The organism is Imhoffiella purpurea (assembly GCF_000585215.1).
GTDB classification, from domain to species: domain Bacteria; phylum Pseudomonadota; class Gammaproteobacteria; order Chromatiales; family Chromatiaceae; genus Imhoffiella; species Imhoffiella purpurea.
Genome location: NZ_AONC01000076.1, coordinates 33,191 through 56,190, shown reverse-complemented (window position 1 = coordinate 56,190; position 23,000 = coordinate 33,191). Strand labels below are relative to the sequence as shown.

Annotated in this window: 21 protein-coding genes and 1 tRNA gene; 13 read left to right on the top strand and 9 right to left on the bottom strand. The window is 66.6% G+C overall.

The features are described 5' to 3' along the window. Both D779_RS19490 and D779_RS19485 read right to left on the bottom strand, forming a co-directional pair. A partial coding sequence (locus D779_RS19490) for a DUF2398 family protein (RefSeq protein WP_043757588.1) occupies nt 1–212 on the bottom strand: 212 nt, incomplete at its 3' end. Beyond that, a complete protein-coding gene (locus D779_RS19485) occupies nt 209–1,837 on the bottom strand; it encodes a TIGR02677 family protein (RefSeq protein WP_043757585.1) in 1,629 nt (542 codons plus the stop codon). The genes D779_RS19490 and D779_RS19485, both read right to left, overlap by 4 nt. 209 nt (nt 1,838–2,046) lie before the next feature. Between D779_RS19485 and D779_RS19480 the strand changes: the two genes are divergently transcribed. Then, nucleotides 2,047–3,435: a glutamate decarboxylase gene (locus tag D779_RS19480; protein ID WP_043757583.1), complete on the top strand. Its 1,389-nt coding sequence runs from the start codon at nt 2,047–2,049 to the stop codon at nt 3,433–3,435. Between the two features lie 46 nt (nt 3,436–3,481). Next, on the top strand, nt 3,482–4,405 hold the full coding sequence (locus tag D779_RS19475) for a carbon-nitrogen hydrolase family protein (protein ID WP_043757580.1): 924 nt from the start codon (nt 3,482–3,484) through the stop codon (nt 4,403–4,405). A 48-nt stretch (nt 4,406–4,453) separates the two neighbouring features. Here D779_RS19475 and D779_RS19470 read toward each other — a convergent pair whose 3' ends face one another. The 4 genes from D779_RS19470 to torT all read right to left on the bottom strand — a co-directional run bounded on the left by D779_RS19470 (nt 4,454) and on the right by torT (nt 9,381). Further along, nucleotides 4,454–5,446 carry a GGDEF domain-containing response regulator gene (locus D779_RS19470; RefSeq protein ID WP_043757625.1) on the bottom strand — a complete coding sequence of 331 codons (993 nt, stop codon included), beginning with the start codon at nt 5,444–5,446 and terminating at the stop codon, nt 4,454–4,456. Between the two features lie 76 nt (nt 5,447–5,522). After that, the gene (locus D779_RS19465; protein WP_081763614.1) at nt 5,523–5,939 is read right to left on the bottom strand and encodes a response regulator; all 417 of its coding nucleotides are present in this window, start codon (nt 5,937–5,939) and stop codon (nt 5,523–5,525) included. Then, nucleotides 5,936–8,245 (bottom strand): sensor histidine kinase, encoded by a 2,310-nt coding sequence (locus tag D779_RS21340; protein ID WP_052348302.1) that lies wholly within the window; start codon nt 8,243–8,245, stop codon nt 5,936–5,938. Before D779_RS21340 ends, D779_RS19465 begins: the two co-directional genes overlap by 4 nt. Then, complete coding sequence (gene torT / locus D779_RS19455) at nt 8,242–9,381, bottom strand: TMAO reductase system periplasmic protein TorT (protein ID WP_081763613.1); 1,140 nt, start codon at nt 9,379–9,381, stop codon at nt 8,242–8,244. Before torT ends, D779_RS21340 begins: the two co-directional genes overlap by 4 nt. 231 nt (nt 9,382–9,612) lie before the next feature. On the opposite strand from torT, the gene D779_RS19450 reads away from it, so the two are divergent. The 9 genes from D779_RS19450 to D779_RS21335 all read left to right on the top strand — a co-directional run bounded on the left by D779_RS19450 (nt 9,613) and on the right by D779_RS21335 (nt 18,356). After that, nucleotides 9,613–9,689, top strand: a tRNA-Met gene (locus tag D779_RS19450). A 239-nt stretch (nt 9,690–9,928) separates the two neighbouring features. Continuing rightward, nucleotides 9,929–10,147: a YjfB family protein gene (locus D779_RS19445; protein WP_043757575.1), complete on the top strand. Its 219-nt coding sequence runs from the start codon at nt 9,929–9,931 to the stop codon at nt 10,145–10,147. Nucleotides 10,148–10,480: 333 nt separating this feature from the next. Then, complete coding sequence (locus D779_RS19440; protein ID WP_043757572.1) at nt 10,481–12,070, top strand: B12-binding domain-containing radical SAM protein; 1,590 nt, start codon at nt 10,481–10,483, stop codon at nt 12,068–12,070. A 165-nt stretch (nt 12,071–12,235) separates the two neighbouring features. Further along, nucleotides 12,236–13,189 carry a DnaJ C-terminal domain-containing protein gene (locus D779_RS19435; RefSeq protein ID WP_043757569.1) on the top strand — a complete coding sequence of 318 codons (954 nt, stop codon included), beginning with the start codon at nt 12,236–12,238 and terminating at the stop codon, nt 13,187–13,189. A 3-nt stretch (nt 13,190–13,192) separates the two neighbouring features. Then, nucleotides 13,193–13,510, top strand: a complete 318-nt coding sequence (locus tag D779_RS19430; RefSeq protein ID WP_043757564.1) for a chaperone modulator CbpM — start codon at nt 13,193–13,195, stop codon at nt 13,508–13,510. A 28-nt stretch (nt 13,511–13,538) separates the two neighbouring features. Continuing rightward, nucleotides 13,539–13,973, top strand: a complete 435-nt coding sequence (trxC, locus tag D779_RS19425; RefSeq protein WP_043757561.1) for a thioredoxin TrxC — start codon at nt 13,539–13,541, stop codon at nt 13,971–13,973. A 173-nt stretch (nt 13,974–14,146) separates the two neighbouring features. After that, a complete protein-coding gene (murI, locus tag D779_RS19420) occupies nt 14,147–14,995 on the top strand; it encodes a glutamate racemase (RefSeq protein ID WP_043757558.1) in 849 nt (282 codons plus the stop codon). Nucleotides 14,996–15,058: 63 nt separating this feature from the next. Beyond that, nucleotides 15,059–15,607, top strand: coding sequence for a hypothetical protein (locus D779_RS19415; protein WP_043757556.1), 549 nt, complete (start codon nt 15,059–15,061; stop codon nt 15,605–15,607). 280 nt (nt 15,608–15,887) lie between these two features. Further along, nucleotides 15,888–18,356: a CHAT domain-containing protein gene (locus D779_RS21335; RefSeq protein ID WP_052348300.1), complete on the top strand. Its 2,469-nt coding sequence runs from the start codon at nt 15,888–15,890 to the stop codon at nt 18,354–18,356. 21 nt (nt 18,357–18,377) lie between these two features. Here the strand turns inward: D779_RS21335 and D779_RS19405 are convergent, their stop codons facing one another. Both D779_RS19405 and D779_RS19400 read right to left on the bottom strand, forming a co-directional pair. Then, a complete protein-coding gene (locus D779_RS19405; RefSeq protein WP_043757552.1) occupies nt 18,378–19,034 on the bottom strand; it encodes a class I SAM-dependent methyltransferase in 657 nt (218 codons plus the stop codon). Next, nucleotides 19,031–19,753: an N-acyl amino acid synthase FeeM domain-containing protein gene (locus D779_RS19400; RefSeq protein ID WP_157726467.1), complete on the bottom strand. Its 723-nt coding sequence runs from the start codon at nt 19,751–19,753 to the stop codon at nt 19,031–19,033. The genes D779_RS19405 and D779_RS19400 overlap by 4 nt, the downstream gene beginning before the upstream one ends. A 310-nt stretch (nt 19,754–20,063) precedes the next feature. Here D779_RS19400 and D779_RS19395 point away from each other — a divergent pair, with 310 nt between their 5' ends. Then, nucleotides 20,064–20,801 carry a hypothetical protein gene (locus D779_RS19395; protein WP_043757547.1) on the top strand — a complete coding sequence of 246 codons (738 nt, stop codon included), beginning with the start codon at nt 20,064–20,066 and terminating at the stop codon, nt 20,799–20,801. A gap of 49 nt (nt 20,802–20,850) precedes the next feature. After that, nucleotides 20,851–21,609, top strand: coding sequence for an autoinducer binding domain-containing protein (locus D779_RS19390; RefSeq protein ID WP_043757545.1), 759 nt, complete (start codon nt 20,851–20,853; stop codon nt 21,607–21,609). Between the two features lie 16 nt (nt 21,610–21,625). Here the strand turns inward: D779_RS19390 and mtaB are convergent, their stop codons facing one another. Further along, nucleotides 21,626–22,981: a tRNA (N(6)-L-threonylcarbamoyladenosine(37)-C(2))-methylthiotransferase MtaB gene (mtaB, locus tag D779_RS19385; RefSeq protein ID WP_232424249.1), complete on the bottom strand. Its 1,356-nt coding sequence runs from the start codon at nt 22,979–22,981 to the stop codon at nt 21,626–21,628. Between the last annotated feature and the right edge of the window lie 19 nt (nt 22,982–23,000).

Genomic DNA, 23,000 nt, shown 5'->3' with positions numbered 1-23,000 from the left:
AGGCGGGCGAAGTCGGCCTCGAGCCGCAGGTCCCAGCGGGTCTCGCTGTGCAGCCACTCCCGGAGCCAGTCGATGTGACGCTTGACCAGCCGGTAGGCGGGGTGATCGGCATAGAGCAGCGGCTGCATCAGCAGGGCGCGCAGGGCCCGGCGCCGCTCGTCCTCCCTGAGCTGGGAGAGTCGGTCGCCGAGTTCGAGACTGGTCTGGCTCATGCGGCGGCCTCGTCGCCCGGCGCCGGATTCCGCTCCGGCGTCCGCTCGGGCTGCGGAGCCGGGATCGCCCCGGACTCCAGATCGGTGATGCGCACCCGATAGTCGCGGCCGCCGAAGGCCCCGTCCGGGGTCTCGATGACCGCGCGGGTCTCGGGTCCGAGGGGCTCCAGATGGATGTCGATGGTGCCATCGCCGGTGACCGTCCGCACGGCTTGCTCCGGATCCCGGGTGGCCGCCAGGGCCTCGCCGAGCAGACGCAGGAAGAGGTCGAAGCTGGCAGGATCCAGGCGCCCGATCTCGCTGAGCCGGGTCTCCTCGCCGGTTGCCAGACGGCGGCGGGCGTCGCGCGCCTGAAGGCTCTCCCGGTCCAGCCGCGCCCGCAGCTTCTGCTTGTCCGCGCTGCGATCCCGGACCTTTGGCGGGACGCCGCGCTTGGCGTGGCTGCCGGTCTCGCGCAGACGCGGGCTGATGCGCAGCGGCGGCGCCTCGGCCCAGGGGCGGGACGGCGGCACCGGCTCCTCGGCGCGGGCCTGCAGGCTGTCGTCGTCGATGCCCAGATGGCGCGCCGGGGTCAGCCCGAAGGCGGCGCGCCAGAGTCGATGGGCCTCGGCATCGGTCTCGCAGTCCATGAACCAGGCGGCCAGGGTGCGGTAGTCGGCGGAGCGGTCGCTGCGCCCGAGCCGGCGCTCGTTGAGCTGGACCACGGCGTCGACCAGGTCGGAGATGGCGCGGCGCGCCCGCGAGCGCAGCAGCTCGGCCTGGGACGGCCGGTCCGACGAGCCGATGAACCAGGCTTCGAGCCCGGACCAGCGGGCCTGCCATTCGTCGAGCATTCTGGCCCGGGCCAGGGCCGGGTCGAGTGGGACGGGCTCGGCCACGTCTAGACCGGGCGTCGGGGCCAGGTCGGCAGCATCGCGCTCGGCGATCCGCTCCAGCAGCGGGCGGAAGGCCGGGTGCCGCTGGATGTCGAGGATCAGCCCGGCGATCTCGGCGGAGCGGGTCACCAGGTCGCCGATGAAGCGGCGCAGATAGTCGAGCAGACGATCCTTGTAGTCGATGAAGGCCGCGCGCTCGGCCCGGCGCAGATCGAGCCCTCGGGCCAGCCCCGCCATGAAGTCGCGGGCGTTGTCGGCGAGATCGGTGAAAACACGGGTGATGTCGCGCAGCAGCAGATGCGCCTTGGCGCTGTCGATCTCGCCCTCGCCGTCCTGGGCGTCGAGCAGGGTCCGCAGGGCGCGCAGCTGGCTGGCGATGTCGGCCAGGGCCACGGATTGGAGCGCGCCATGGTGCCCGAGCATGCGCTCGTAGGTCGCCAGGGCGGCCTCGGCGGCCTCGCCCTCGCGGGTGATCTGGTAGAGATAGCGGGCGCGGTAGAAGTCCTCGACCGTGGTGACCCGGCTGGTGTCGGGCTCGGCCTGGAGGTTGCCCCATTCGACCAGCTGGCCGAGCGCGGCCTGAATGGCGTCGAGATCGAGCTGCCGGCCGTCGCGCCTGACGCGATCAAGCACGTCCTCCGGACGCAGGTGGACCAGGAAATGCTCCTTGGCCTCGGAGAAGGCGCGCATCAGGGTGCGGTAGAGGTCCGTCTTGTCGGCGGTCAGATAGTTGAAGCTGGTGTCGGGCATCCGTGGCTGGAGTGTATCGCGGCCGGTTCTGTGATGAGCCTGGACCCTAGCATCGGGAGAAGACTGCGAACAAGGAATTTGACCGCATGCCCGGGCATCGCCGCGCGAGATACCCCCTCGGGCGACGAGCATGCGCGAAGGACAGCCCGCCCGCGGATGTGAGAGCATCGGCCCCGCAGTCCCGAGCCACCCACACGGAGTGATCCGAGATGCTGACCAAGAAGATCGAAGCGATCCGCCCGGAAGACGCCGACGAGCTATTGGCGCCCGCCTATGCGCGTCGAGGCATGCAGAACGCGGTGCCCAAGTACCGGCTTCCCGAGCACGAGATGGCCCCCGACACCGCCTACGACCTCATCCACGACGAGCTGATGCTCGACGGCAACGCCCGGCTCAACATGGCGACCTTCGTCACCACCTGGATGGAGCCGCAGGCCGAGCGGCTGATGGCCGAGGCCTTCGACAAGAACATGATCGACAAGGACGAGTACCCGCGCACGGCCGAGATCGAGGCGCGTTGCGTCAACATCGTCTCCGATCTGTTCAACGCCCCGGACCAGGGCGTCGGCGCCTCCGCGATCGGCTCCAGCGAGGCGGTGATGCTGGCCGGCATGGCGCTCAAGTGGCGCTGGCGCGAGCGCCGCCGGGCGCAGGGCAAGGACACCCATCGTCCCAACCTGATCCTCGGCGCCAACGTCCAGGTGGTGTGGGAGAAGTTCTGCCGCTACTGGGACGTCGAGCCGCGCTACATCCCGATGCAGAAGGGCCGCTACGTGATCACGCCCGATGAGGTGATCGAGCGCACCGACGAGCGCACCATCGGCGTCGTGGCGATCCTCGGCACCACCTTCACCGGCGAGTACGAGCCGATCGAGGCCATCCACGATGCACTTGCCGCCCAGAACGCGACCAGCGGCTGGGAGATCCCGATGCACGTCGACGCCGCCAGCGGCGGCTTCGTCGCGCCCTTCCTGCAGCCGGAGCTGAAGTGGGACTTCCGGCTGCCGCTGGTCAAGTCGATCAACGTCTCGGGCCACAAGTACGGCCTGGTCTACCCCGGCATCGGGTGGGTGGTGTGGCGCAGCCACGCCGATCTGCCCGAGGATCTGGTGTTCCACGTCAACTATCTCGGCGGCGACATGCCGACCTTCACCCTGAACTTCTCGCGCCCCGGCAATCAGGTCGTCGGCCAGTACTACAACTTCCTGCGTCTCGGCCGGGCCGGCTACACCCAGATCATGGAGGCCCTGCGCGACACGGCCATGACCCTCGCCCAGGGCATCGAGGCGCTCGGTCCATTCGAGCTGGTCAGCGACGCCAGCACCATCCCCGTCTTCGCCTTCAAGCTGAAAGACTCGATCCAGGGCTACAACGTCTTCGACGTCTCGCACAAGCTGCGCGAATCGGGCTGGCAGGTGCCCGCCTACACCATGCCCGAGCATGCCGAGGAGGTCGCGGTGCTGCGCATCGTGGTGCGCGAGGGATTCAGCGCCGACATGGCCGAGATGCTGCTCGCCGATATCGGCAAGGCGGTCGATCACTTCGAGGGACTGAGCGGACACGAACCCAGGGCACCTGCACCACGGTTCGCGCACTGAGCGACAGACCCGAGCCAATGCGGCACTCATCCGAAACGAGGACGCCATGATCATCAACAGCTATATCAAGACGACACCTCCCGCGCACGGCCAGGGCATTCGCCTGGCCGTGTTCCAGGACACGGGGCCGGCGGGAACGACCGATGCCGTGCGACACAATCTCGACCGGCTCGAATCCGCCGCGGGGATCGCGCTCGGCCTTGGCGCCCAGCTGATCAGCTTTCCCGAGCTCTACCTGAGCGGCTATGCGGTGCCGCCGGACCGGCTCTATGCGCTCGCCATGAGCCCCGGTGACGAGACCCTGAGCGAGGTCGCGGCGATCGCCGGGGAGAAGGGAATCGGCATCGTCTGTCCCTATCCCGAGCGGGCCGAGGTCGCCGGCGAGACCCGTTACTACGATGCGATCGCCCTGTTCGGTCCCGACGGAAGCCTGCTCAAGAACTATCGCAAGACCCACCTCTGGGGCCCCGACGAGAAGAAGATCTGGACGCCCGGATATCTCTACCCGGAGGAAGGACCGGCTCTCACCGTCCACGCGATCAACGGCTTCCCGGTCGGCCTGCTGAACTGCTACGAGGCCGAGTTCCCGGAGCTCACGCGACGGCTCGCGCTCGAGGGCGCCAAGCTGGTGGTCATCCCCACCGCGGCCGACGAATCGACCCGGCTCTCGACCGGGCAATGGACCTCGCCCGCCTACCCGGACATCGCCAAGACCCTGATCCCGGCGCACGCCTGGGAAAACGGGCTCTTCGTGTGCTACAGCAACCGCTGCCAGGGCGAGACGCTGGACTCGGAGCCCGTGGGGCGCTACCTGGGCAACAGTGTGATCGCCAATCCCCATGGCGAGCCGATGGTCGCCGCCAAGAACGAGCCGACCCTTCTGATCGCCGACTGCATCCCCTCCGACTATGGCCCGACGCACCCGGAGAACACCGACTATCTGCAGGATCGGCGCCCGGAGCTGTATTGAGGATGCCGCATCGGCCCGCGTCGCCCCGCCTGTGGGGCGGCGAGGGTCTCATCCGGCCTCGACCCGATTGCGCCCGGCCTCCTTGGCCCGATACAAGGCCGCATCCGCCCGAGAGATCAGGCTCTCGATGCTGTCGCCCTCGCGGTATTCGCTGACCCCGAAGCTCGCAGTGCAGCCGCCGACGATCGGAAAGTCGTGGGCCGCGATCGCGGCACGCTGGTTCTCGGCCAGACGCGAGGCTCCGGCAAGAGGGGTCTCGGCGCAGATGGTGAGGAATTCCTCTCCCCCCCAGCGTCCGACCCGGTCGGTGTCGCGAACGGAACGGCGCAGGATGCCGGCGAGTTCGACCAGGACGCGATCGCCCGCCTGATGGCCATAGGTGTCGTTGACCCGTTTGAAGCGATCGATGTCCATCAGCAGAATGGAAAAGGGCGTGCCGTAACGCTTGGCCAGCGACAGCTCGCGTTCGAGCTCCTCGTTCAATTTCAGGCGATTGCAGAGGCCGGTGAGACAGTCCGTAGCCGAGAGGCGCTCGAGCTCCCGGTTCTTCTCCGCCAGCTCGCGGGTACGCTCGGCGACCTTGAGTTCCAGCTCCTCGTTGAGCCGGCGCAGCTGATCGTTCTGACGCTCCAGCTCGCGCCCCTGGTCGTAGGCGGTGAGCGCGCCCCTCAGCGTCAGCAGCAGGTCCTCGTTGTGCCAGGGTTTCTCGATGAAGCGATAGAGATCGGCCTCGTTGATCGCCCGCTTCACCCCGCCGATGTCGCTCTGCCCGGTGAGCAGGATCGTCTTGGTCCGCGGCAACCGCCGATGGATGCGTACCAGCAGCTCGTCGCCACGCATCTGAGGCATGAGGTAATCGGCGACGACCGCCTTCAGCTCGATCCCATCCTGGAGCAGCTCGTCCACCACCTCCAACGCCTCGACGGCCAACTCGGCCACCTCGATCACCTGGACCTCTTTGAGGTGCTGCTCCAGCAGGGTGCGCAGCGCGCTGAGGACCATGGGCTCGTCATCGACACAGAGAATCGCGCTCTGGGTCATCCGCGCCGCCTCGGCCCGCCGGCAGCCTGCCCGCTCTGACCCCGCGTCGCCCCGGACATCGGCGAGCGCGCGACCATCATGCCCCCTCACGCCGCCAGAAGGCGTCGAGTCCGGCGTCGATCGAGGCGATCAGCACCTCCGCGCACCAGGGCTTGACGATGAACTCATGCAGATTGGCGTGGGCGCGCGCGCGCAGAACCGCCTCATCGTCGGCCTGCCCCGAGAGCATGATCTTGATGACGTGAGGAAAGCGGCGATGCGCCTCGATGAGGAACTCGTCGCCCTTCATGCCGGGCATCAGCCAGTCCGAGATGATGACCAGTGGGATATAGCCTTCGCCGGCCAGTTCGTCGAGGATCTCCAGGCCCTCCTCCGCGCTCTCCGCGATCTCGATCAGGTGACGGTGGCCATAGACGCGCCTCAGCTGATCCCGCAGGGCGCTGAGTACCATCATCTCGTCGTCCACGCACAGCAGGATCCCCTGCTCCATCATCTCGGCTCCGGATAGGGTAGATAGACCTTGAAGGTCGTGCCGACACCCACCTCGCTCTCCATCTCGATATGGCCGCCATGCTTGGCGACGATCTTCCTGACGATGTCGAGCCCCAATCCGCTGCCCTCGCCCGCCCGCTTGGTGGTGAAGAAGGGCTCGAAGATGCGCTCGCGGATCTCGGGCGCTATCCCGCCGCCGGTATCGGCGACGGTCACCACGGCGGCTCCGTTCTCGGCCTCGAGAGCGATTCTGAGCGTGCCACGAGAGTCCATCGCCTGCAAGGCATTGTGTACGAGGTTGGTCCACACCTGGCAGAGTTCATCGGGATAACAGGGCAGCGGAGGAACCTCGGCATAGCGGCACACCAGCTCGGTGCTCTGCTTGATCTGATTGTGATAGAGGGTGAGCACGGTTTCGATGTTCTGCCGCAGGTCGGTCTCGCTGCGCTTGCCGCCCGCGTCGAGCCGGGAAAAGGACTTGAGCGCCGTAATGATCTTGGCGGCACGCTCGACGGCGTGGTTGATGTTGGCGGCATTGGTCGCGATCGCCGCAATGCTGTAGGCGGTATCGAGGATGAAATCGCTGCGGGGATGACGAATCAAGGGCAGATAGGGGGCCAGCGAGTCGCGGACCCCGAGCTGTACCAGGATGTCGGCGATGCGGCGCGCACCCGTCACCCCCTCTCCCTCGAGCTCCTCGGTCAGCCCGCGGGTGAGCCGACGTGCCTCGCGGCTGGGGAGGATGCCCGTCTGTGCCCGCGCGCGCGCCAGCAGGTCCAGAAACAGGGACGCCTCCTCCTGCGTGAGCAGACCGAAGAGGTCGGGCAGGTTGCCCAGCGCCTGCTCCAAGGAGTGGGCGATGTTGGTGCCGCTGGACTTGACCGCGCCCAGCGGGGTGTTGATCTCGTGGGCGACACCGGCGATCAGGTGCCCGAGGGCCGCCATCTTCTCGGACTGGATGAGCTGCGCCTGGGTCGACTGCAGCTCCGCCAAGGCGCTCTCCGCCCGCTGGGTCGCATCCAGGAGTCGCTGCTCGGTCTCCTTGATATGGGTGATGTCCATGTGGGTTCCCGCCACCCGAACCGGGCGTCCATCGGGATCGCGGGCGACGATCTTGCCCCGCGCCAGGATCCACAGATAGCCGCCGTCCTTGGTGCGCACCCGGTACTGAGACTCGTAGTGCGGAACCTCGCCGGCCAGATAGCGCCCGAAGCGCGCGTTCACCAAAGCGATGTCCTCGGGGTGAACCAGCGACTTCCAGGCATCGAGCCCCGGACCCATCTCACCGAGGTCGAAGCCGAGCATGTCCGCCCAGCCCACGTCGATGCTGTAGCGGTCGCGAGGGATGTCCCAGTCGAAGGAGCCCAGACGCCCACCCTCGAGGCTCAGCTCCAGCTTTTCGTTGGCCAGACGCAGCTGGCGGGTGCGGGCCTCGACCTTCTGCTCGAGCGTCGCGTTCAAGGCGTTGATCGATTGGAGGAGCTCGGCACTGACCTCGATGTTCTTGTTGAGCGCGCGGGCCATGTCGCCGAACTCGTCGCCGCCACCCAGCGCGATGGGTTCGATCCGATCCTCCTGGCGCTGCAAGAAGGCGAAGAATCCGTCCAGCCCCAGGTGCAGCGCGCGCAGCGGCACCAGCACGAAGCGATAGACGAGCAGAAAGACGCCACCGGCGAGCAACAGGGCGGCGGCGGCGAAGACCAGGAGCTGGAAGGAGATCCGCCGCGCCAGCATGTGCTGGACGTCCGTCTTGATCTGCTCGATACGACCGAGCGAGACATGCTCCATGGCATCGATCTCCCCGAGCAGGCGAGCGTCGTCGTAGTAGATCGCGATATAGCCGTAATCGACATCCCGAGCGTCGAAGTGGCCCGTCAGCCGATGGCGAAACTGTTGGTAGTCCGCCAAACCCTGTGGCAGCTCGGTACCGACCAGGGAGCGCCCGCCCTCCCGGTAGGCGGCGACGAAGGTCTGATCCGTGGTGGCATCGAAGACATGCACGGCCTTGACGCCATCGAGGACAAGCAGCTCGGAGATCGGCTGCTCGATGCCCTCATAGTTCATATTGGAGACGAACTCGACCGCCACCTTGGCCGCCATGCTGGCGACGAACTCCAGATAGCCACGCTCGATCTCGAATCGCCGCTGGCGATCCTGCATCAGCTGATCCATGATGACCCGGCCCGACTGCTCCTCGAAGGCGTCGATCATCGCCCGCTCCGAGTGGATCCAAATGGCATAGAGCAACCCGAAGCCGAGGATGAGGATCATCACCAGCGGGATCAGCAGCTTGTAGGCGATCTTCATGGCGCCTCGGCCTCGGACACGTCCGGTCGGTAGCGCAAGACCGGCTCGAAGCCGCGATCGCCGAACAGACGCTCGAACGGATACTCCCGGATGGTCTCCGTGGTCAGGATCGGGATCTGCGGACCGGCGCGGAAGGGGAAATCTACCCCGGGGCGCTGTCCGTCCAGGAGCCGGATCATCATGTCCATGGCGATACGCCCCTGGTCGATGTTGAGATCGGCCGGCGCGGCCTCGATCCGGCCGGCCTGAATATGCGCATAGACCTCCGGAGTCAAATAGGTCGAGAGGATGCGTACCGCCCCGGGAGGGCGTCCGAGCTCGCCGAGAACGCTCGGGGCGACCTCGGCCATCACCGCGTTGCCCACCAGACAGTCGATATCCGGATAGAAATGAAAGGCCCGTCGAATCAGGCTGCGCTGGGTTCTCTCGTCGGTATCGCCCCAGAGCGGCGTCAGCGTCCGGATCCCCGGTACGCCCTCGAGCGCCTCGACGAACCCCTCCAGGCTCTCGGGCGCCCAGCCGCTGTCCCTGGGGCCGGGGAAGAAGGCGACCTTCAGCGGCCGCACGTCCAGCTTTTCGCGCAGATATTCACCCACCTTGGCGCCCATCTCGTAGAAGGGCACCATCGATTTGGCCTGGATCCGCGGCGCCCGGATGTCGTTGATCACCGCCACCACCGGAATTCCCGCCGCCACCGTCAGCGCCACCTCCGAATCCAGCTTGTCGTAGGCCACCCCGGCCAGGATCACGCCATCCACACCCAGGTCCCGCAGCCGATGCAGCTGCTGGACCTGAACGGCCAGGTTGGGATAGCCCCCCGCTTCCAGGAGGTCGAAGGCGACGCCGCCCGAAACCGCCCGCTCGGCGATCCCGAAATCGACCGCGCCCCAGTAGGAATCCTCGAGCTGTGGAAAGAGCACACCGATCGTATAGGAGCCTCGGGCCCGCTCGACGAATCGCCAGGGCTCCAAAATCGGTCCCTTCAGCGAGGCCGCAGAAATGCCCGGTTCCTTGGTGTCCGCCAGATACTCGCCATAGTAGGCGTTGACCATCAGTGCCCGTGCCGACGCGGCCCCAGCGAGCGCAAGCGTAGCGAGCAAGAAGAAAAACCCCAACCAGTTGAAATGGAACCTCATTCCCCCATCCCCTATTGGCGCCAACCCGTCCCTCGCCGGCGCGACAAGGATCGATGCCGCACCCAGTCTATCCCAACCCCGCCGCAGTCGCGCTCGGATAACGGTCGACTGTCGCTCGGTCATCCGGCCTTGACTGAAGCAGTCAAAGACAATATGATATGCAGCTCAGTTAGGCGCCAGCCAACTTGACAAGCATTTTCGGCTGCGCCCAAGCGCGGCGATACAGACAGATGCGGGGTGGAGCAGTCAGGCAGCTCGTCGGGCTCATAACCCGAAGGTCGTAGGTTCAAATCCTGCCCCCGCTACCACATACGAAGAAACCGGCCTCGCGCCGGTTTTCTTTTGCCCTCCCGCTCCTCGGCTCCTCGTCGCCGCCCCAATCGAGCCTTCGCCGCAATCCGACCTGCAGTCGACATGTGCTCGAATCTGTGACGCGTTCGTCGGCCGAAAACGGCCTCATCGATATACTCCCGCTTGAGAATCCGGTTCGCGTGCCGATAACCACTTATACCGTATCCACTCAAAGCATCACTGGAGAAATCGCCCCATGGATATCTCTTCGTTCAGCGGCTCGCCCGCAGCCATCGGCCAACTGTCCACCGCGATGAGCAACGCGGAGGTCGGCAACGCCGTGAGCGTTTCCGTGCTCAAGAAGGCGATGGACACCCAGGAACAGGCGGCGACCCAACTGATCCAGTCCGTCTCTGGCACCAGCTCCGCCGGCCTGCCGGAGGGTGTCGGCGGAAACATCAACGTCACGGCCTGACGGCCCGTCTCGGACCGACGACGGACGCGAATCCCGGACAGGGATCCGAGCCGGCGTCAGAATAGCCCCGCCAGCACCAGATTCCCGCCAAGCCGTCGTTCGTCACGTCCGCCCGCCGGGCGTGACGTTACTGGGCAGCCCATCTTCCTGCCAGCCCGCCACGAGAAATCCTGGCCTGTCCTCTCGATTCCACGGCGCGAGACCATCGGGCAATCGCGTGCGCTGTGGGTTGGCTTCATCGGCCGATAGACGTTTGAAGCCGCCCACAAGTCTGTTAGCGTGCCGCCCCGTGATACGCCCCGTTCGAGGGCGAGATGATAACGAGGACACAGGATGCGCGCGCTGTTGGTCTATCCCAAGTTTCGGGAGAGTTACTGGTCGTTCGAGAAGGCGCTCGAACTCGTCGGCAAACGGGCCATGATGCCCCCGCTCGGGCTCATCACGGTCGCGGCCACGCTGCCCGAGGATTGGGAGCTGCGCTTGCGGGACCGCAATATCGAGGAGATCGACGAGGAAGACTGGATTTGGGCCGACATGGTGATGCTGTCCGGCATGCTGGTGCAGAAGGACGACATGCTCGCCGCCATCGCCGAGGCACGGCGGCACGGCAAGCCGACGGTCTGCGGCGGCCCCTATGCGACGGCACTGCCCGAGGAACTGGAGCGGGCCGGGGTCGAGTACCTGGTCCTGGACGAGGCCGAGATCACCGTCCCCCTGTGGCTGGAGGCACTGGCCAGGGGCGTCGAGGGCGGGACCTTCCGCGCCGAGGGCGTCAAGCCGGACATCACCCGGACGCCCATCCCGCGCTTCGATCTGCTCGACCTCGACGCCTACAGCGAGATGGCCATCCAGTATTCGCGCGGCTGCCCCTTCCGCTGCGAGTTCTGCGACATCATCGTCCTCTACGGCCGCCGGCCGCGCACCAAGACCCCGGAGCAGGTGCTGGCCGAGCTGGATAGGCTCTACGCGCTGGGCTGGCGGCGCAGCGTCTTCGTCGTCGACGACAACTTCATCGGCAACAAGGCGCGAGCCAAGGAGATGCTGCGGGCGCTGCTCGTCTGGCAACGCGAGCACGGCTTCCCCTTCAACTTCTCCACCGAGGCCTCCCTGGATCTGGCGCGCGATCAGGAACTCATGGACCTGATGGTCGACTGCAATTTCGGCTCGGTCTTCATCGGCATCGAGACCCCGGACGAGGAGAGCCTGCTGGCCAGCCACAAGACCCAGAACACCCGCGCCTCGCTCGATGCGGCGGTCGAGGCCATCGCCGGCAGCGGGCTGCGGGTCATGGCCGGATTCATTATCGGATTCGACGGCGAGCGTCCCGGTGCCGGTCAGCGCATCGTCGATTTCGTCGAACGCAACAAGATCCCGCTGACCACCTTCAGCATGCTCCAGGCGCTGCCCGGGACCGCCCTGTGGAAACGGCTCGCCAAGGAGGGACGGCTGCGCGAAGGCGAGGTGCATCTCAACCAGACCTCGCTGCTGAACTTCGTCCCCACCCGTCCGGTCGAAGAGATCGCGCGCGAATATGTCGAGGGCTTCTACGAACTCTTCGACGCCCGGCGCTATCTGGATCGCACCTATGCCCACTACCGGGTGCTGGGTCGGGCCGACGTCCATACCAACCCGAGCCGACGCAAGCTCAAGGCCAAGCGTCCGTCCGACCCCAGTCTCGCCCGAGCCGCACTGACCATCCTGTGGCGCCAGGGCGTGGTGCGCAAGACGCGTCTCGTCTTCTGGCGGCACCTGTGGCAGATGTTCCGGCACAATCGGCGCGGCATCGGCAGCTATCTGGGTCTCTGCGCCTACATCGAGCATTTCCTGCCCTATCGCGAGACGGTCAGACGCCAGATCCGGGATCAGCTGGCCGTCTATCGCGAGCGCGAGCGGAGAGTCGCCGATCTGCGCGAGGTGGCCTGATCCGTAGAGACTGGGACCCGAACGGATTCCCGCGCGCCGCCTGTGGAATGACTGCCGGCGTCTCCATCTTGCACGACGGAGCCCCGGGACTCGGGTCCCGATGACTCAGGGACCGATCCTCGGGGACGGAAGACAGCATCGATACGCAACGCGATGGGTAAGCGTATGGAGTTCAAAGACTATTACGACATCATGGGGGTCAAGCGCGACGCCACGCAGGACGAGATCAAGCGTGCCTATCGCAAGCTGGCCCGCAAGTATCATCCGGACGTCAGCAAGGAGCCGGAGGCCGAGACCCGATTCAAGGAGGTCGGCGAGGCCTACGAGGTCCTGAAGGATCCGGAGAAGCGCACCGCCTACGACCAGCTCGGCGCCAACTGGAAGTCCGGACAGGACTTCCGTCCGCCGCCGGACTGGGACCAGGGCTTCGAGTTCCACGGCGGCGGCTTCACCGGTGCCGACCCGGACCAGTTCAGCGACTTCTTCGAGTCCCTGTTCGGACGCGGCGGATTCGGCGGCGCCCATGCCCGGTCATCGCGCCGCGAGTTCCACGCCCGCGGCGAGGACAGCCACGCCAAGGTGCTGATCGACCTCGAAGACGCCTACCGGGGTACGACCCGCACACTCAACCTGCGCCATACCGAGCTGGGACCGGACGGACGCCCGCGCCTCGCCGAGCGCAATCTCAACGTCTCCATCCCCAAGGGCATCCGCCAGGGACAGCACATCCGGCTCGCCGGACAGGGCGGTGCCGGAACCGGCAAGGGCGGGCCGGGAGACCTCTTTCTGGAGGTCGAATTCCATCCCCATTCGGTCTATCGGGTCGAGGGCAAGGACGTCTATCTGACGCTTCCGGTCGCGCCCTGGGAGGCCGCGCTCGGCGCCACGGTGAAGGCGCCGACGCCGAACGGCGCGGTGGACCTCAAGATTCCGCCCAACTCGACGAGCGGCCGCAAGCTGCGACTCAAGGGCCGGGGCATTCCGGCCAAGGAGCCGGGCGACCTTTACGTGGTCCTGCAGGTGGCCCTGCCCAAGGCCGACTCCGAATCCGCCAAGGCCGCCTATGCGGCATTCGAGAAGGCGCTCGGATTCAACCCGCGCGCCCATCTGGGGGTTTGAAGGATGAGCGAGAACCATGTCATCGCACGCGTCTCCGGCGACCTGCTGGAGGAGGACATCGAACTGACGCTCTCGGAGCTGTGCCGGGCCTGCCGGCTGCCGGCGGACCGGGTGCTCGAACTGGTCGAGGAAGGCGTCGTGGATCCGCTCGGCCGCGACCCGGCCCGCTGGCGCTTCAGCGCGGTCAGCATCCGGCGCGTCCGCTGCGCACAGCGTCTGGAGCGCGACCTGGGCGTCAACGCCGCCGGGGCCGCGCTCGCCCTGGAACTGCTGGAGGAGATGGAGCGCCTGCGCGCCCGGCTGCACAGCCTCCAGCAATGACGAAAACGAAAGATATCGGACGGAACACATGAGCGACTCACTTCACATCGTCTGCCCCGCCTGCGACGCGGTCAACCGCATCCCGACCGCGCGGCTCGGCGAGGGCCCAAAATGCGGCAAGTGCCACGCCCCGCTCTTCGGCGGACACCCGGTCGAGCTGACGACACCGCGCTTCCAGCGGCACCTCGACCGCAGCGACATCCCGATCCTGGTCGACTTCTGGGCCCCCTGGTGCGGCCCCTGCCGCATGATGGCGCCAGCCTATCAGCAGGCCGCTTCCCAGCTGGAGCCCAGGGTGCGCCTGGTCAAGGTCGACACCGAGGCCGAGCAGACGCTCGGCGCCCGCTACGGGATCCGCAGCATCCCTACCCTGGCGCTCTTCAAGGGGGGGCGAGAGATCGCGCGCCAGCCCGGCGCCATGGGCACGGCCGACATCGTACGCTGGACGCACGGACATCTGTGAGTGGAGCTGCCAGCTTCCAGCCACCAGCGGCCGAACGCTGGCGGCTGGCGGCTGATCACAGCATTCCCATTGCCTCTTCGGCCGTCGCGGCCATAAACTGCGAACCCGTCCGTTCGATCGCCGCCCGAGATGCGGGCGACGCCTCCCCCGACCACAGCGACCCACTGAAGACAATGACAACCAGCCACCCGATCGGTGTCTTCGATTCCGGAGTCGGCGGTCTCACCGTGCTGCGTGAGATCCGACGCGAGCTGCCCCACGAGGACCTGCTCTATGTCGCCGATTCGGGGCACGCGCCCTACGGCGACAAGTCCAAGGACTTCATCGAGTCCAGGTCGACCGCCATCACCGAGTTCCTGCTCTCGCGGGGCGCCAAGGCGATCGTGGTCGCCTGCAACACCGCGACCGGGGCGGCCGCCAAGCTGCTGCGATCGCGCTATCCGGTTCCGCTGGTCGCCATGGAGCCGGCCGTCAAGCCGGCGGTGGAACGGACCTGCTCGGGGGTCGTCGGGGTGCTGGCGACACGCCAGACCCTGGCCAGCCACAACTTCTCGGTGCTGCTGCAGCGCGTCGGCCAGGGCGCAGACATCCAGCTGCAGCCTTGTCAGGGACTGGTCGAGCATATCGAGTCCGGCGAGCTGGACGGCCCGGCGCTGCGCGACCTCCTGACCCGCTACCTCGACCCCCTGCTGGAGCGCGGCGCCGACATGCTGGTGCTGGGCTGCACCCACTATCCCTATCTGACGCCGCTGATCCGGGAGATCGCCGGAGACGGGGTGACCGTCCTCGACTCGGGCGCGGCCGTCGCCCGACAGGTACGGCGCAAACTGGACGAGTCGGGCCTGCTCGTCCCGTCCGGCCGCTGCGGACGCGAGCATTTCTGGACCAGCGGTCAGACCGCCAGGACTCAACGGCTCATCAGCCAGCTCTGGGGATCCGAAATACTGGTAGAAAGACTGCCCGAGCCTGAGACGAAGGAAGCCCCCTTCTCACTCGGCGGCCTGGCTCTGGAAGGGGTCTGAGACAGAACCACACCGAACGCTCGGCTATCCTCTCCCGGGCACATCGGTCACAAGGGGAACCTCATGGGTTGGCGACTGGCTAGAGAGTTCGGCATTCTGGCGCTGGGAGCCACGCTGATCGCAGGCACGGCGAACGGGGACGACTCCTGTCTCAAGCTGGTATTCGGCCGCTACTGTCTTGGCGGCGACATCGAGCGAGCCCTTCGATCGGCACCCTCCCCGCTGGCCCGCCAAAGCCAGGGGGACAGCCTCGCCCTGGTCTACCCGGACGGGGCCAACCGGCTCTATCTGCTCGCCTTCGAGAACCGTATCTACAAGGTGGTTCGCGCCTACGAGACCGCCACCCAGCTGAAATTCGACGATCTCTACAACCAGCTGCGCGAAAAATACGGACTGGGCGAGGACCGCAGCCGCTTTCCCGAGTATGCCTCCACACCGGCCTTCAAGCTCGCCTCCATCCGCCGCGGCGAGGGTCGCGCCATCCATCACTGGGATGCTTCGAACGCCTGGTACATCGAGCTGTCCTGGACCCGCGAGATGGGGATCGCGCTCTCCTACATCGCGACCGAGATCGATGCCAGGCGGGCAACCCAGATCGAGGGCGGCCTCTGAGGACGGCCAGCCACCGAACTTCAGCGAGGTGGACGAAGAGTTCGCGCCCGCTCCGACGCGGGGCAGACCCTCCCGAGCGCAGGCGACCGCAGATCCGATCATGGCCGCATTGTCAAGGTTCGAATTCTAACCTTGAGACATGCCCGCCGACACGCGAAGCTGGCGATCCAGACCAAGCTTGCACAGGGAGGTGCATTTTCCACTCGTTGTGACGGCCGTGAGAAAAGCCGATCCTTGCGCCTCGTTATGGGCAATCCATCGAGGGCGAGGCGAGATCAGGATGGACGCGGACGCGATCGATCGATTCCTGGATCGAGTGGGCGGTCCGGTGGAAGGCGAGCGGAGCGGGCTGGCCAGGCTCGCCGAGGTGGACGAGGCCCTGGCGGATCTCCAGGAGGGAGAGAACTGGGCTGCGCTGCAACTCATGCGAGCCAATATCCTGGTGCAGATGCCGGGCGAAGGCGCGGCGGATTACATCGAGCAGGCGATCGCCTCCTACGAGCGGACCCTTAGGTTCTGCTCTCCCGAAACCGACCCCTTGACCTGGGCACGGGTCATGAGCAACTGCTCCGTCGCCTGGCGCCGCCGCGTCAAGGAGCCGCGCGCAGCCAATCTCGAACGGGCGATGGACTGTCTCGCGAGCATCGGGGACCACCTGGAGCGGGAGCGCGATCCGCGTCTCTGGGCCTCTTCCCAGGCCAATCTGGGCAACGCATTCCTGCAGCGGATCGTCGGCGATCCGCGCGAGAACATCGAGCATGCCATCGGCCGCTACCGCGCGGCACTCGAGATCTTCAATCCCCGCGACTACCCCGACCTCTACTGCCGCTGTGCGGCGAACCTGGCCCATGCCTACGAGATTCGGATCGCGGGCGATCGCGAGGAGAACATGGAGGACGCGATCGCGCTCGGCCGCCTCGCGCTCCGAATCTGCGACGCACTCCCCGCCAATACCGAGTGGGCGCGCCTCCACAACAATCTGGGAAGCATGTACCGGTCGCGAATCGCCGGAAACCGGGCCGACAACGTCGAATCCGCCATCGGACATTACCGGGCGGCGCTGCGCGTCTGGAAGCGCGCCCGGTTCGCCGACGACTGGGCGCGCGTGCAACACAACCTCGGCGTGGCCTATCGCAAACGGTCTCGAGGCGATGCCGGAGCCAACCTCAAGCGCTCGCGTGTCCATCTGCGCGCCGCACTCTCGGTTCGCACCCTCGAGCGTTTTCCCACCGATTGGTTGCGCTCCCAGCACAGCCTCGCCCTGACCGAGATGCAGACCGGCAACTGGCCGCAGGTCGAGCGCATCGCCCGCGAGGTCATGCGATTCCTGGGGGGCGCCATCGCCGGGCTCGGCAACTGGTACGAGATGCGCCGCCTGATCGGTGCCGCCAGCGCCACCAAGAACCTGGGGGTACTCGCGATCGCCGAGCGGGGGAATCCGGCGGATGCCTTCGCATTCCTGATAGAGGGACGCGGACTCGTGCATCGGGCCCTGCTCGGGGCCGGACGCGCACCCGCCGCGCTTGGCCCGGACGATGCCAAGCCGGGTTTTCCCTCCCCAGGCGAGGCCGTCATCGCCTTCTGCGTCCCACCCCTGGACGGTCGCGACCTGCCGGTGTTCGTCGCCTGCTCGGACGATCGGGCGCACCCCGTGCGCCTGGCCCGTTTGACCGGACTCGACCGCGCCGCCCTGGAATCGCTCTTCGAGTGCAAGGCGGGCCGGGAATCGAGCTGGCTCGACGGCTATCAGGTGCTCCTCGAACAGGGCGACCCCACGGCATTCTCCGGAGCGATGGAACGGGTCGCAGAGGCCCTGGACGGCTATCTCGCCCCATTGTGGCAGATCCTGGACAGCTTGCCCGTCTCGGTGCGGCGTCTGCGTATCGCCCCTTCGGGACCCCTGTCCCTGTTTCCCCCGACGATGGTACGCGGCGGCGAACGCAAGATCATGCATCGCTTCGACCTCGCGAGCGCCGTGGGAGGGCTGTCGAACGCATCGACGTTCGCCGCCCGGAATGCCGGCCGCCGCCTGCTCGTGGTGGCGGATCCCACCGGCGACCTGCCCCACAGCCGGGCCGAGGGAAAGATGCTGGGCGCCCTGTTCCAGGGCGCCTCGAGTCTGTTGGGCAAGCGCGCCACCAAGCGGCACGTGCTGGACGCCATCTCCACCGCCGGACCCCTGGATTATCTGCACTTCGCCTGTCACGGCCGCTTTCGCTGGCGCCATCCGGAGGCGTCCGGCCTGCTGATGGCGGGGGGCGAGATCCTGCAGCTCTCGGAGATCCTGGGCCGCATCCGGCTCGGCTGCGATACGCTCGTGGTCCTATCCGCCTGCGAGAGCGGGATCGCCGAGTACCGCGAACTGCCCGACGAGACCTACGGCCTGCCGCTCGCCTTTCTCGGCGCCGGTGCGAGCGCGGTCATCTGCTCCCTGTGGCCGGTGCCGGACCGATCCACCAGAGTCCTGATGCTCAAGCTCTACGAATACCTGCATGCCGGGGCATCGCCCCCGTCCGCCCTGCGCTCGGCCCAGAGGTGGCTGAGGGATGCGCTCGGAGACGAGCTTCAGTCCCTGGTCCAGCAGCTGGATCCGCGCGTCCGAACGGCCGGCGAATTGAGCGCGGCCCCGAGTCCGATGCGCATCAAATGGGTGCCGGACGACCCTCCGGACGACCCTCCGGACGGATCGCCCGGAGAGCGCCCCTTCGCGCATCCCTTTCACTGGGCCGGCTTCGTGTGCATCGCCTGAATCCCGGGTGCGCGGCCCGATTCAGGGCGTCGACAGCACCAACAGGTTGACCCCGCCCAGGTAGTGACGCTGATGACATTCCAGGACCGCGAAACCCGCGTCGCGAGACTGCCCGATCAGCAGATCCATATCCACGAAGGCGGCCCCCGGATTCCCGGCGAACGCGAGATTGAGACGCTCGAATTCGGGAAAGTCGGGGTGTGCGAGCAGTTCCCGGGACGACTCCCGGAGCAGGCGCTCCATGTCCAGCCGCCGGTTGGGTGTCGCCAGCACGAAGCGCCCCCCAGACCGCATGAGGCGGCGGATATGGGCCAGGACATCGAGCGGACGCGGCCAGGCATAATAGCTGTGAATGGAGACGAGGCTGTCGAATTGTCCTTGCACCGCCTCGATCGCGCCCTGCTCGATGACGAACCGCTCCCGATCCAGCCGCTCGATCGTCCAGCGGGCCATCCGCACCATGTCCGGAGCGAGATCCACGCCGGTGTAGGAGGTCACCCCAGGATCGTCGGCCAGGAAGGGGGCGAGCCGGGCGGTGCCGCAGCCGCAGTCCAGGACGTCCCCGCCGAGTTGCCCCGCCGCCTCGCGATACAGGGACAACTGGAAGGAGGTCGTGACGGAGGCGTGGGAACGGGCGTAGCCGTTCCAGAGCGTGGAAGGATAGGCCTCGGCGCTCATCGCTCGCCCTCCCCCCGGACCTGAACGGCCGCCGCATCGCCGGACCGGCTCGCCCCGCTCCAGGAGAAGAAGCGCGGCCTGGTCCTGTCGAGCCACCATTCCATGCACACGTAGGGGTGGTTTCCGCCGAAGGTGAGATCGCGGAAGGAGATCGCGACCCGGGCGTCCATCAGCCGCCGGTACAGCGAGACCTTGTTGTCCGGAACGAACATCAGATAGAGCTGAATGCCCCAGGCCGCGCCGAGCTCGTAATAGGCGCGGTAGAAGGAATCGAGTATGCCTCGGCCCTCGTCGTCGATCATGAACCGCCCCAGCTCCGCGAACTGGACGCCGTCGCGGCGATAGCCGTCCACGAGCCGATCCACCAGGGCGGCCTCGGGGATGCCCAAATCGCCGTCGAAGGCGATACGGGCGGTCGCGCACACCCGCCCCTCGGTGGAACGGGAGTAGATGACGCAGGACTGGTAATCGTAAGGATCGTCCCGGACCTGGTTCACCTCCGGAAACTTGCGGGAGTAGACGCGCTGACGCAGATCCCAGATCCCCTCTCGGATGCGATCCTGCTCGATACCCTCGGGCCTGGGATCGAGCACGAGCTCGGTACGCCCTCGGACCCGGACGATTTCGCACAGGCTGCCCTGGGCCTCGCTCCACGACGCGTGCATGCACGCGGCCGCGGGTAGTCCACCGAGGACGGCCGATGGGCTCTGAATTGTCATGCTTCGACCTCCGTTCGAACAAGAAAACAGATGTCAAGACGTCCTGACCGATAGCGCTCGCAGAGCAGGATATCCCTGGCCGAGCCTTCCATTGGGAGGCTTAAGGATCGTTTAAGACGGATAAGGGGTGCCTGGAGGACGGTTCGAGCACGACGGGACCCGACCGAACGCCGATCCGGACTCGACGTTCACGAGTTCCTCATGATCTCGCGCTCTTTCCCGACGGTCTCGACTTGGTTATTTTCCGAGCTTCATCGTATCTATCCCGTCTGAAACCGCGGCCCGGATGACAACCCGACGAAATCGCTGCGTGAAGCTCGACGCCGAGAAGGTGCGCGCCTATGCTCGCAAGCTGGGGGTCGAGACACAGCAGCAATTGGAGATCCTCTACCGGAAACGGATCCGTGTGCCCGAGACCATGAGCGTCGGCGTCGTGCGCAAGGCGTGGAGCGGAGACTGCGTGGACAAGGGACCGGCCAGCAAGCTGGCCGACTGTCTCGGCCTGAAGGATTTCCTGCCGCTGCTGCGAACCGATCCGGACATCAGCCCCTGGGGCCGGTTGATGGCCGACGCCTCCTTGCGGGCCGGCATCCTCAGGTTCGTTCCGAGGACGGATACCGATCTGCGCCTGGTACGTCTGGACAGCGCCCCCTGCGAGGATGGCCTGCCCAGGATTCCGTTGAACGCCGCCTGGTTCCTGAGCTGCTCCGGACGACGCGACCAGGAATTGTTCCTGCTCATCCGCAGTCGCGACCGATTCGTGCAACTCGCACCCTTGGACGGCGAGTATTTCGTCAATCGCTTCGAGGGCGCCGATCTGCGCTATCCCGCCCGAGGGAACCTGGAGTTCGAGTCCGCCGACGGCCTGGGCTGGCGTCAATTCGTGGCCGTGCGCGCGAATCGCATTCCCATGCCATCACGGGGACCGCTCACCGGCTATGACCTCACCTTGAGCGAGCTGGATCAGCTGGCGCTGCGATTGACGGCCCCAGTTCGAGAACGACCCGACCTCGCCGTGGATACCTTCGATCTCGTGCTCGTCGGCTGATCGGCATTTCCCAATGTGTCTGTGCTTCGCGGAGTCATGAATCCGAGGTATGCAACCGGTCGTCGATTACGTCAGAGAACTCTGTGCCGCCGAGGGCCTCGAACAGTGCTTCGCGGCATTGGAGCGGGCCGTCGTCCGACTCGGATTCGACGGCCTCGTCTATAGCTCTTATCTCTTATATCTGAAGGAGGGCGCATCGCCCGTGCTCCTGCGCTCGGAAGGCTTCGACGCGTCCTTCCTGAAGCACTATGTCGAGGCCGAATTCTCCGATCGGGACTTCACCATCAAGCGCATCCTGCAGGGAGACTTGAAACCGATCGACTGGTGGCGCGAGGACGAGCGAGGGGTCTTGGAGCCGGAGGAACGGACCGTCATCGAGGTCGCTCGCCACGACTACGGGCTATGTAACGGGGTCTCCATTCCCACCCTCAGCAACAAGGAGGAGATCGCCGGCGCCAGCCTGGTCAGCCGCGACAAGGGGCCGCTCTTCAGCAAGCTGCTCGACGAGCGGATCGAGGTGCTGCGCAATCTCGTGCGTCTGTTCCACGACCGCATCCACTCCGATCCGCTCTGCCGCAAGAGCATGATGCTCGAGCATCTCTCGAACCTTTCCGACAAGGAGCGCAAGATCCTGGAGTTCCTGGCCACAGGACGCCCGTTGAAGAACATCGACGGAGAGGAGGTCACGCCCGCGTACGCCAACAAACTGCTGACCGGACTGTGCCAGCGGCTGGGGGCGGACAACCGTCAACAGCTGCGCTACATCCTCGGCCTCTATCGCATTCACGACCTCTGGGATCGTGAATGACCGACCATTCGCGCAATCAGAACCCTCTGGACCAGATAGCCGCCGGTGATGGCCGGGTGGACGCGCACCTGGAGGAGGATTCCTGTCCATCCAAGTCGTCGAGCAGTTCGGCGATCAGGGTCGAGCCGTCCGGATCGACACCGGTGAGATGCACCTCGACCAGCTGGTTGCTCGCGATCGGCAGACCCGGTGCGAGGCGCACCGGCAGATAGTTGGGCGTGTAGCCGGTGCGTCCGGTGTCGGGCGGCAGAACCGGTGGCCCCTCGAACAGTACCGATGCACGCCGGCCGATCTGCTCCTGCAAGAGGTCGCGGCGCAGCTCCTCGGCCAGGGCCTGGAGCTCCTGGCAACGGCGCTTGCGGGTCTCGGCATCCACCCGGTTCGGCATCCCGGCCGCGAGCGTGCCCGCCCGGGGCGAAAAGCTGAAGACATGGATGTGACCGAAGCGCATCGCGCGCACCAGATCGAGCGTCCGGCGCCAGTCGTCCCGGGTCTCGCCGGGGAAGCCGACGATGATGTCGGTGGTCAAATTGAGATCCGGCACCGCCGCCCTGCCCTCGCCCACCAGTCTGGCGAAGGCGTCCGTCTTGCAGCGGCGCGCCATACGCCTCAGGACCTCATCCGATCCGCTCTGCAGCGGCAGGTGCAGATGGGGCATGAGCCGTCCGTCCTCGAACAGATGCCAGAAACCCTCGGGCAGATCCCAGGGTTCGAGCGATCCCAGGCGGATCCGCCGGATATCCGTCTCGTCCAGCAGACGGCGGATCAGCGCCGCCAGATCGGTCCCCAGATCGCTGCCATAGCCGCCCAGATGCACCCCGGTCAGCACGATCTCCCGGAGCCCCTGTCCGGCGAGACGGCCGACCGTCTCCACCAGTTCCCGGATGGGGCGGCTGCGCTCCTCGCCGCGCGCCTGGGTGGTGATGCAGAAGGTGCACTGGTAGCGGCAGCCGTCCTGGACCTTGAGAAAGGCGCGCTGACGCCCGCGGGCGAAGAGCGACGCCGCCTCGTCGATCGCCAGCTCGGGCATGGCCGGGATCGACAGGGCCTCCAGCGCGATCCCGACCAGGCGGTCCTTGTCGCCATTGGTCACGACCAGATCCACGCCCGACTCGCGGGCCAGCGCCTCGGATTCCAGCGCCGCGAGACAGCCGCTGACCAACAGACGCGCGGACGGGTCGGCCCGATGGGCGCGGCGCAGAATCTGGCGCGACTTGCGGACCGCCTCCTGGGTGACGGCACAGGTATTGACCACCACCAGCGCGGCCGGCTCTCCGGCCCCGACGACATGGAAGCCCCGGCGCTCGAATTCGCGGCTCCATGCCTCGAGCTCGGCCTCGTTGAGACGGCAGCCGAGCGTTTCGAGACGCACGCCCCGGTTCGCTGACACG

Excerpts from the sequence above, each read along its gene's own strand:
- D779_RS19485 (WP_043757585.1), bottom strand. The coding sequence starts at position 1,837 with ATGCCCGACACCAGCTTCAACTATCTGACCGCCGACAAGACGGACCTC.
- D779_RS19480 (WP_043757583.1), top strand. The coding sequence starts at position 2,047 with ATGCTGACCAAGAAGATCGAAGCGATCCGCCCGGAAGACGCCGACGAG.
- D779_RS19475 (WP_043757580.1), top strand. The coding sequence starts at position 3,482 with ATGATCATCAACAGCTATATCAAGACGACACCTCCCGCGCACGGCCAG.
- D779_RS19470 (WP_043757625.1), bottom strand. The coding sequence starts at position 5,446 with ATGACCCAGAGCGCGATTCTCTGTGTCGATGACGAGCCCATGGTCCTC.
- D779_RS19465 (WP_081763614.1), bottom strand. The coding sequence starts at position 5,939 with ATGATGGAGCAGGGGATCCTGCTGTGCGTGGACGACGAGATGATGGTA.
- D779_RS21340 (WP_052348302.1), bottom strand. The coding sequence starts at position 8,245 with ATGAAGATCGCCTACAAGCTGCTGATCCCGCTGGTGATGATCCTCATC.
- torT (WP_081763613.1), bottom strand. The coding sequence starts at position 9,381 with ATGAGGTTCCATTTCAACTGGTTGGGGTTTTTCTTCTTGCTCGCTACG.
- D779_RS19445 (WP_043757575.1), top strand. The coding sequence starts at position 9,929 with ATGGATATCTCTTCGTTCAGCGGCTCGCCCGCAGCCATCGGCCAACTG.
- D779_RS19440 (WP_043757572.1), top strand. The coding sequence starts at position 10,481 with ATGCGCGCGCTGTTGGTCTATCCCAAGTTTCGGGAGAGTTACTGGTCG.
- D779_RS19435 (WP_043757569.1), top strand. The coding sequence starts at position 12,236 with ATGGAGTTCAAAGACTATTACGACATCATGGGGGTCAAGCGCGACGCC.
- D779_RS19430 (WP_043757564.1), top strand. The coding sequence starts at position 13,193 with ATGAGCGAGAACCATGTCATCGCACGCGTCTCCGGCGACCTGCTGGAG.
- trxC (WP_043757561.1), top strand. The coding sequence starts at position 13,539 with ATGAGCGACTCACTTCACATCGTCTGCCCCGCCTGCGACGCGGTCAAC.
- murI (WP_043757558.1), top strand. The coding sequence starts at position 14,147 with ATGACAACCAGCCACCCGATCGGTGTCTTCGATTCCGGAGTCGGCGGT.
- D779_RS19415 (WP_043757556.1), top strand. The coding sequence starts at position 15,059 with ATGGGTTGGCGACTGGCTAGAGAGTTCGGCATTCTGGCGCTGGGAGCC.
- D779_RS21335 (WP_052348300.1), top strand. The coding sequence starts at position 15,888 with ATGGACGCGGACGCGATCGATCGATTCCTGGATCGAGTGGGCGGTCCG.
- D779_RS19405 (WP_043757552.1), bottom strand. The coding sequence starts at position 19,034 with ATGAGCGCCGAGGCCTATCCTTCCACGCTCTGGAACGGCTACGCCCGT.
- D779_RS19400 (WP_157726467.1), bottom strand. The coding sequence starts at position 19,753 with ATGACAATTCAGAGCCCATCGGCCGTCCTCGGTGGACTACCCGCGGCC.
- D779_RS19390 (WP_043757545.1), top strand. The coding sequence starts at position 20,851 with ATGCAACCGGTCGTCGATTACGTCAGAGAACTCTGTGCCGCCGAGGGC.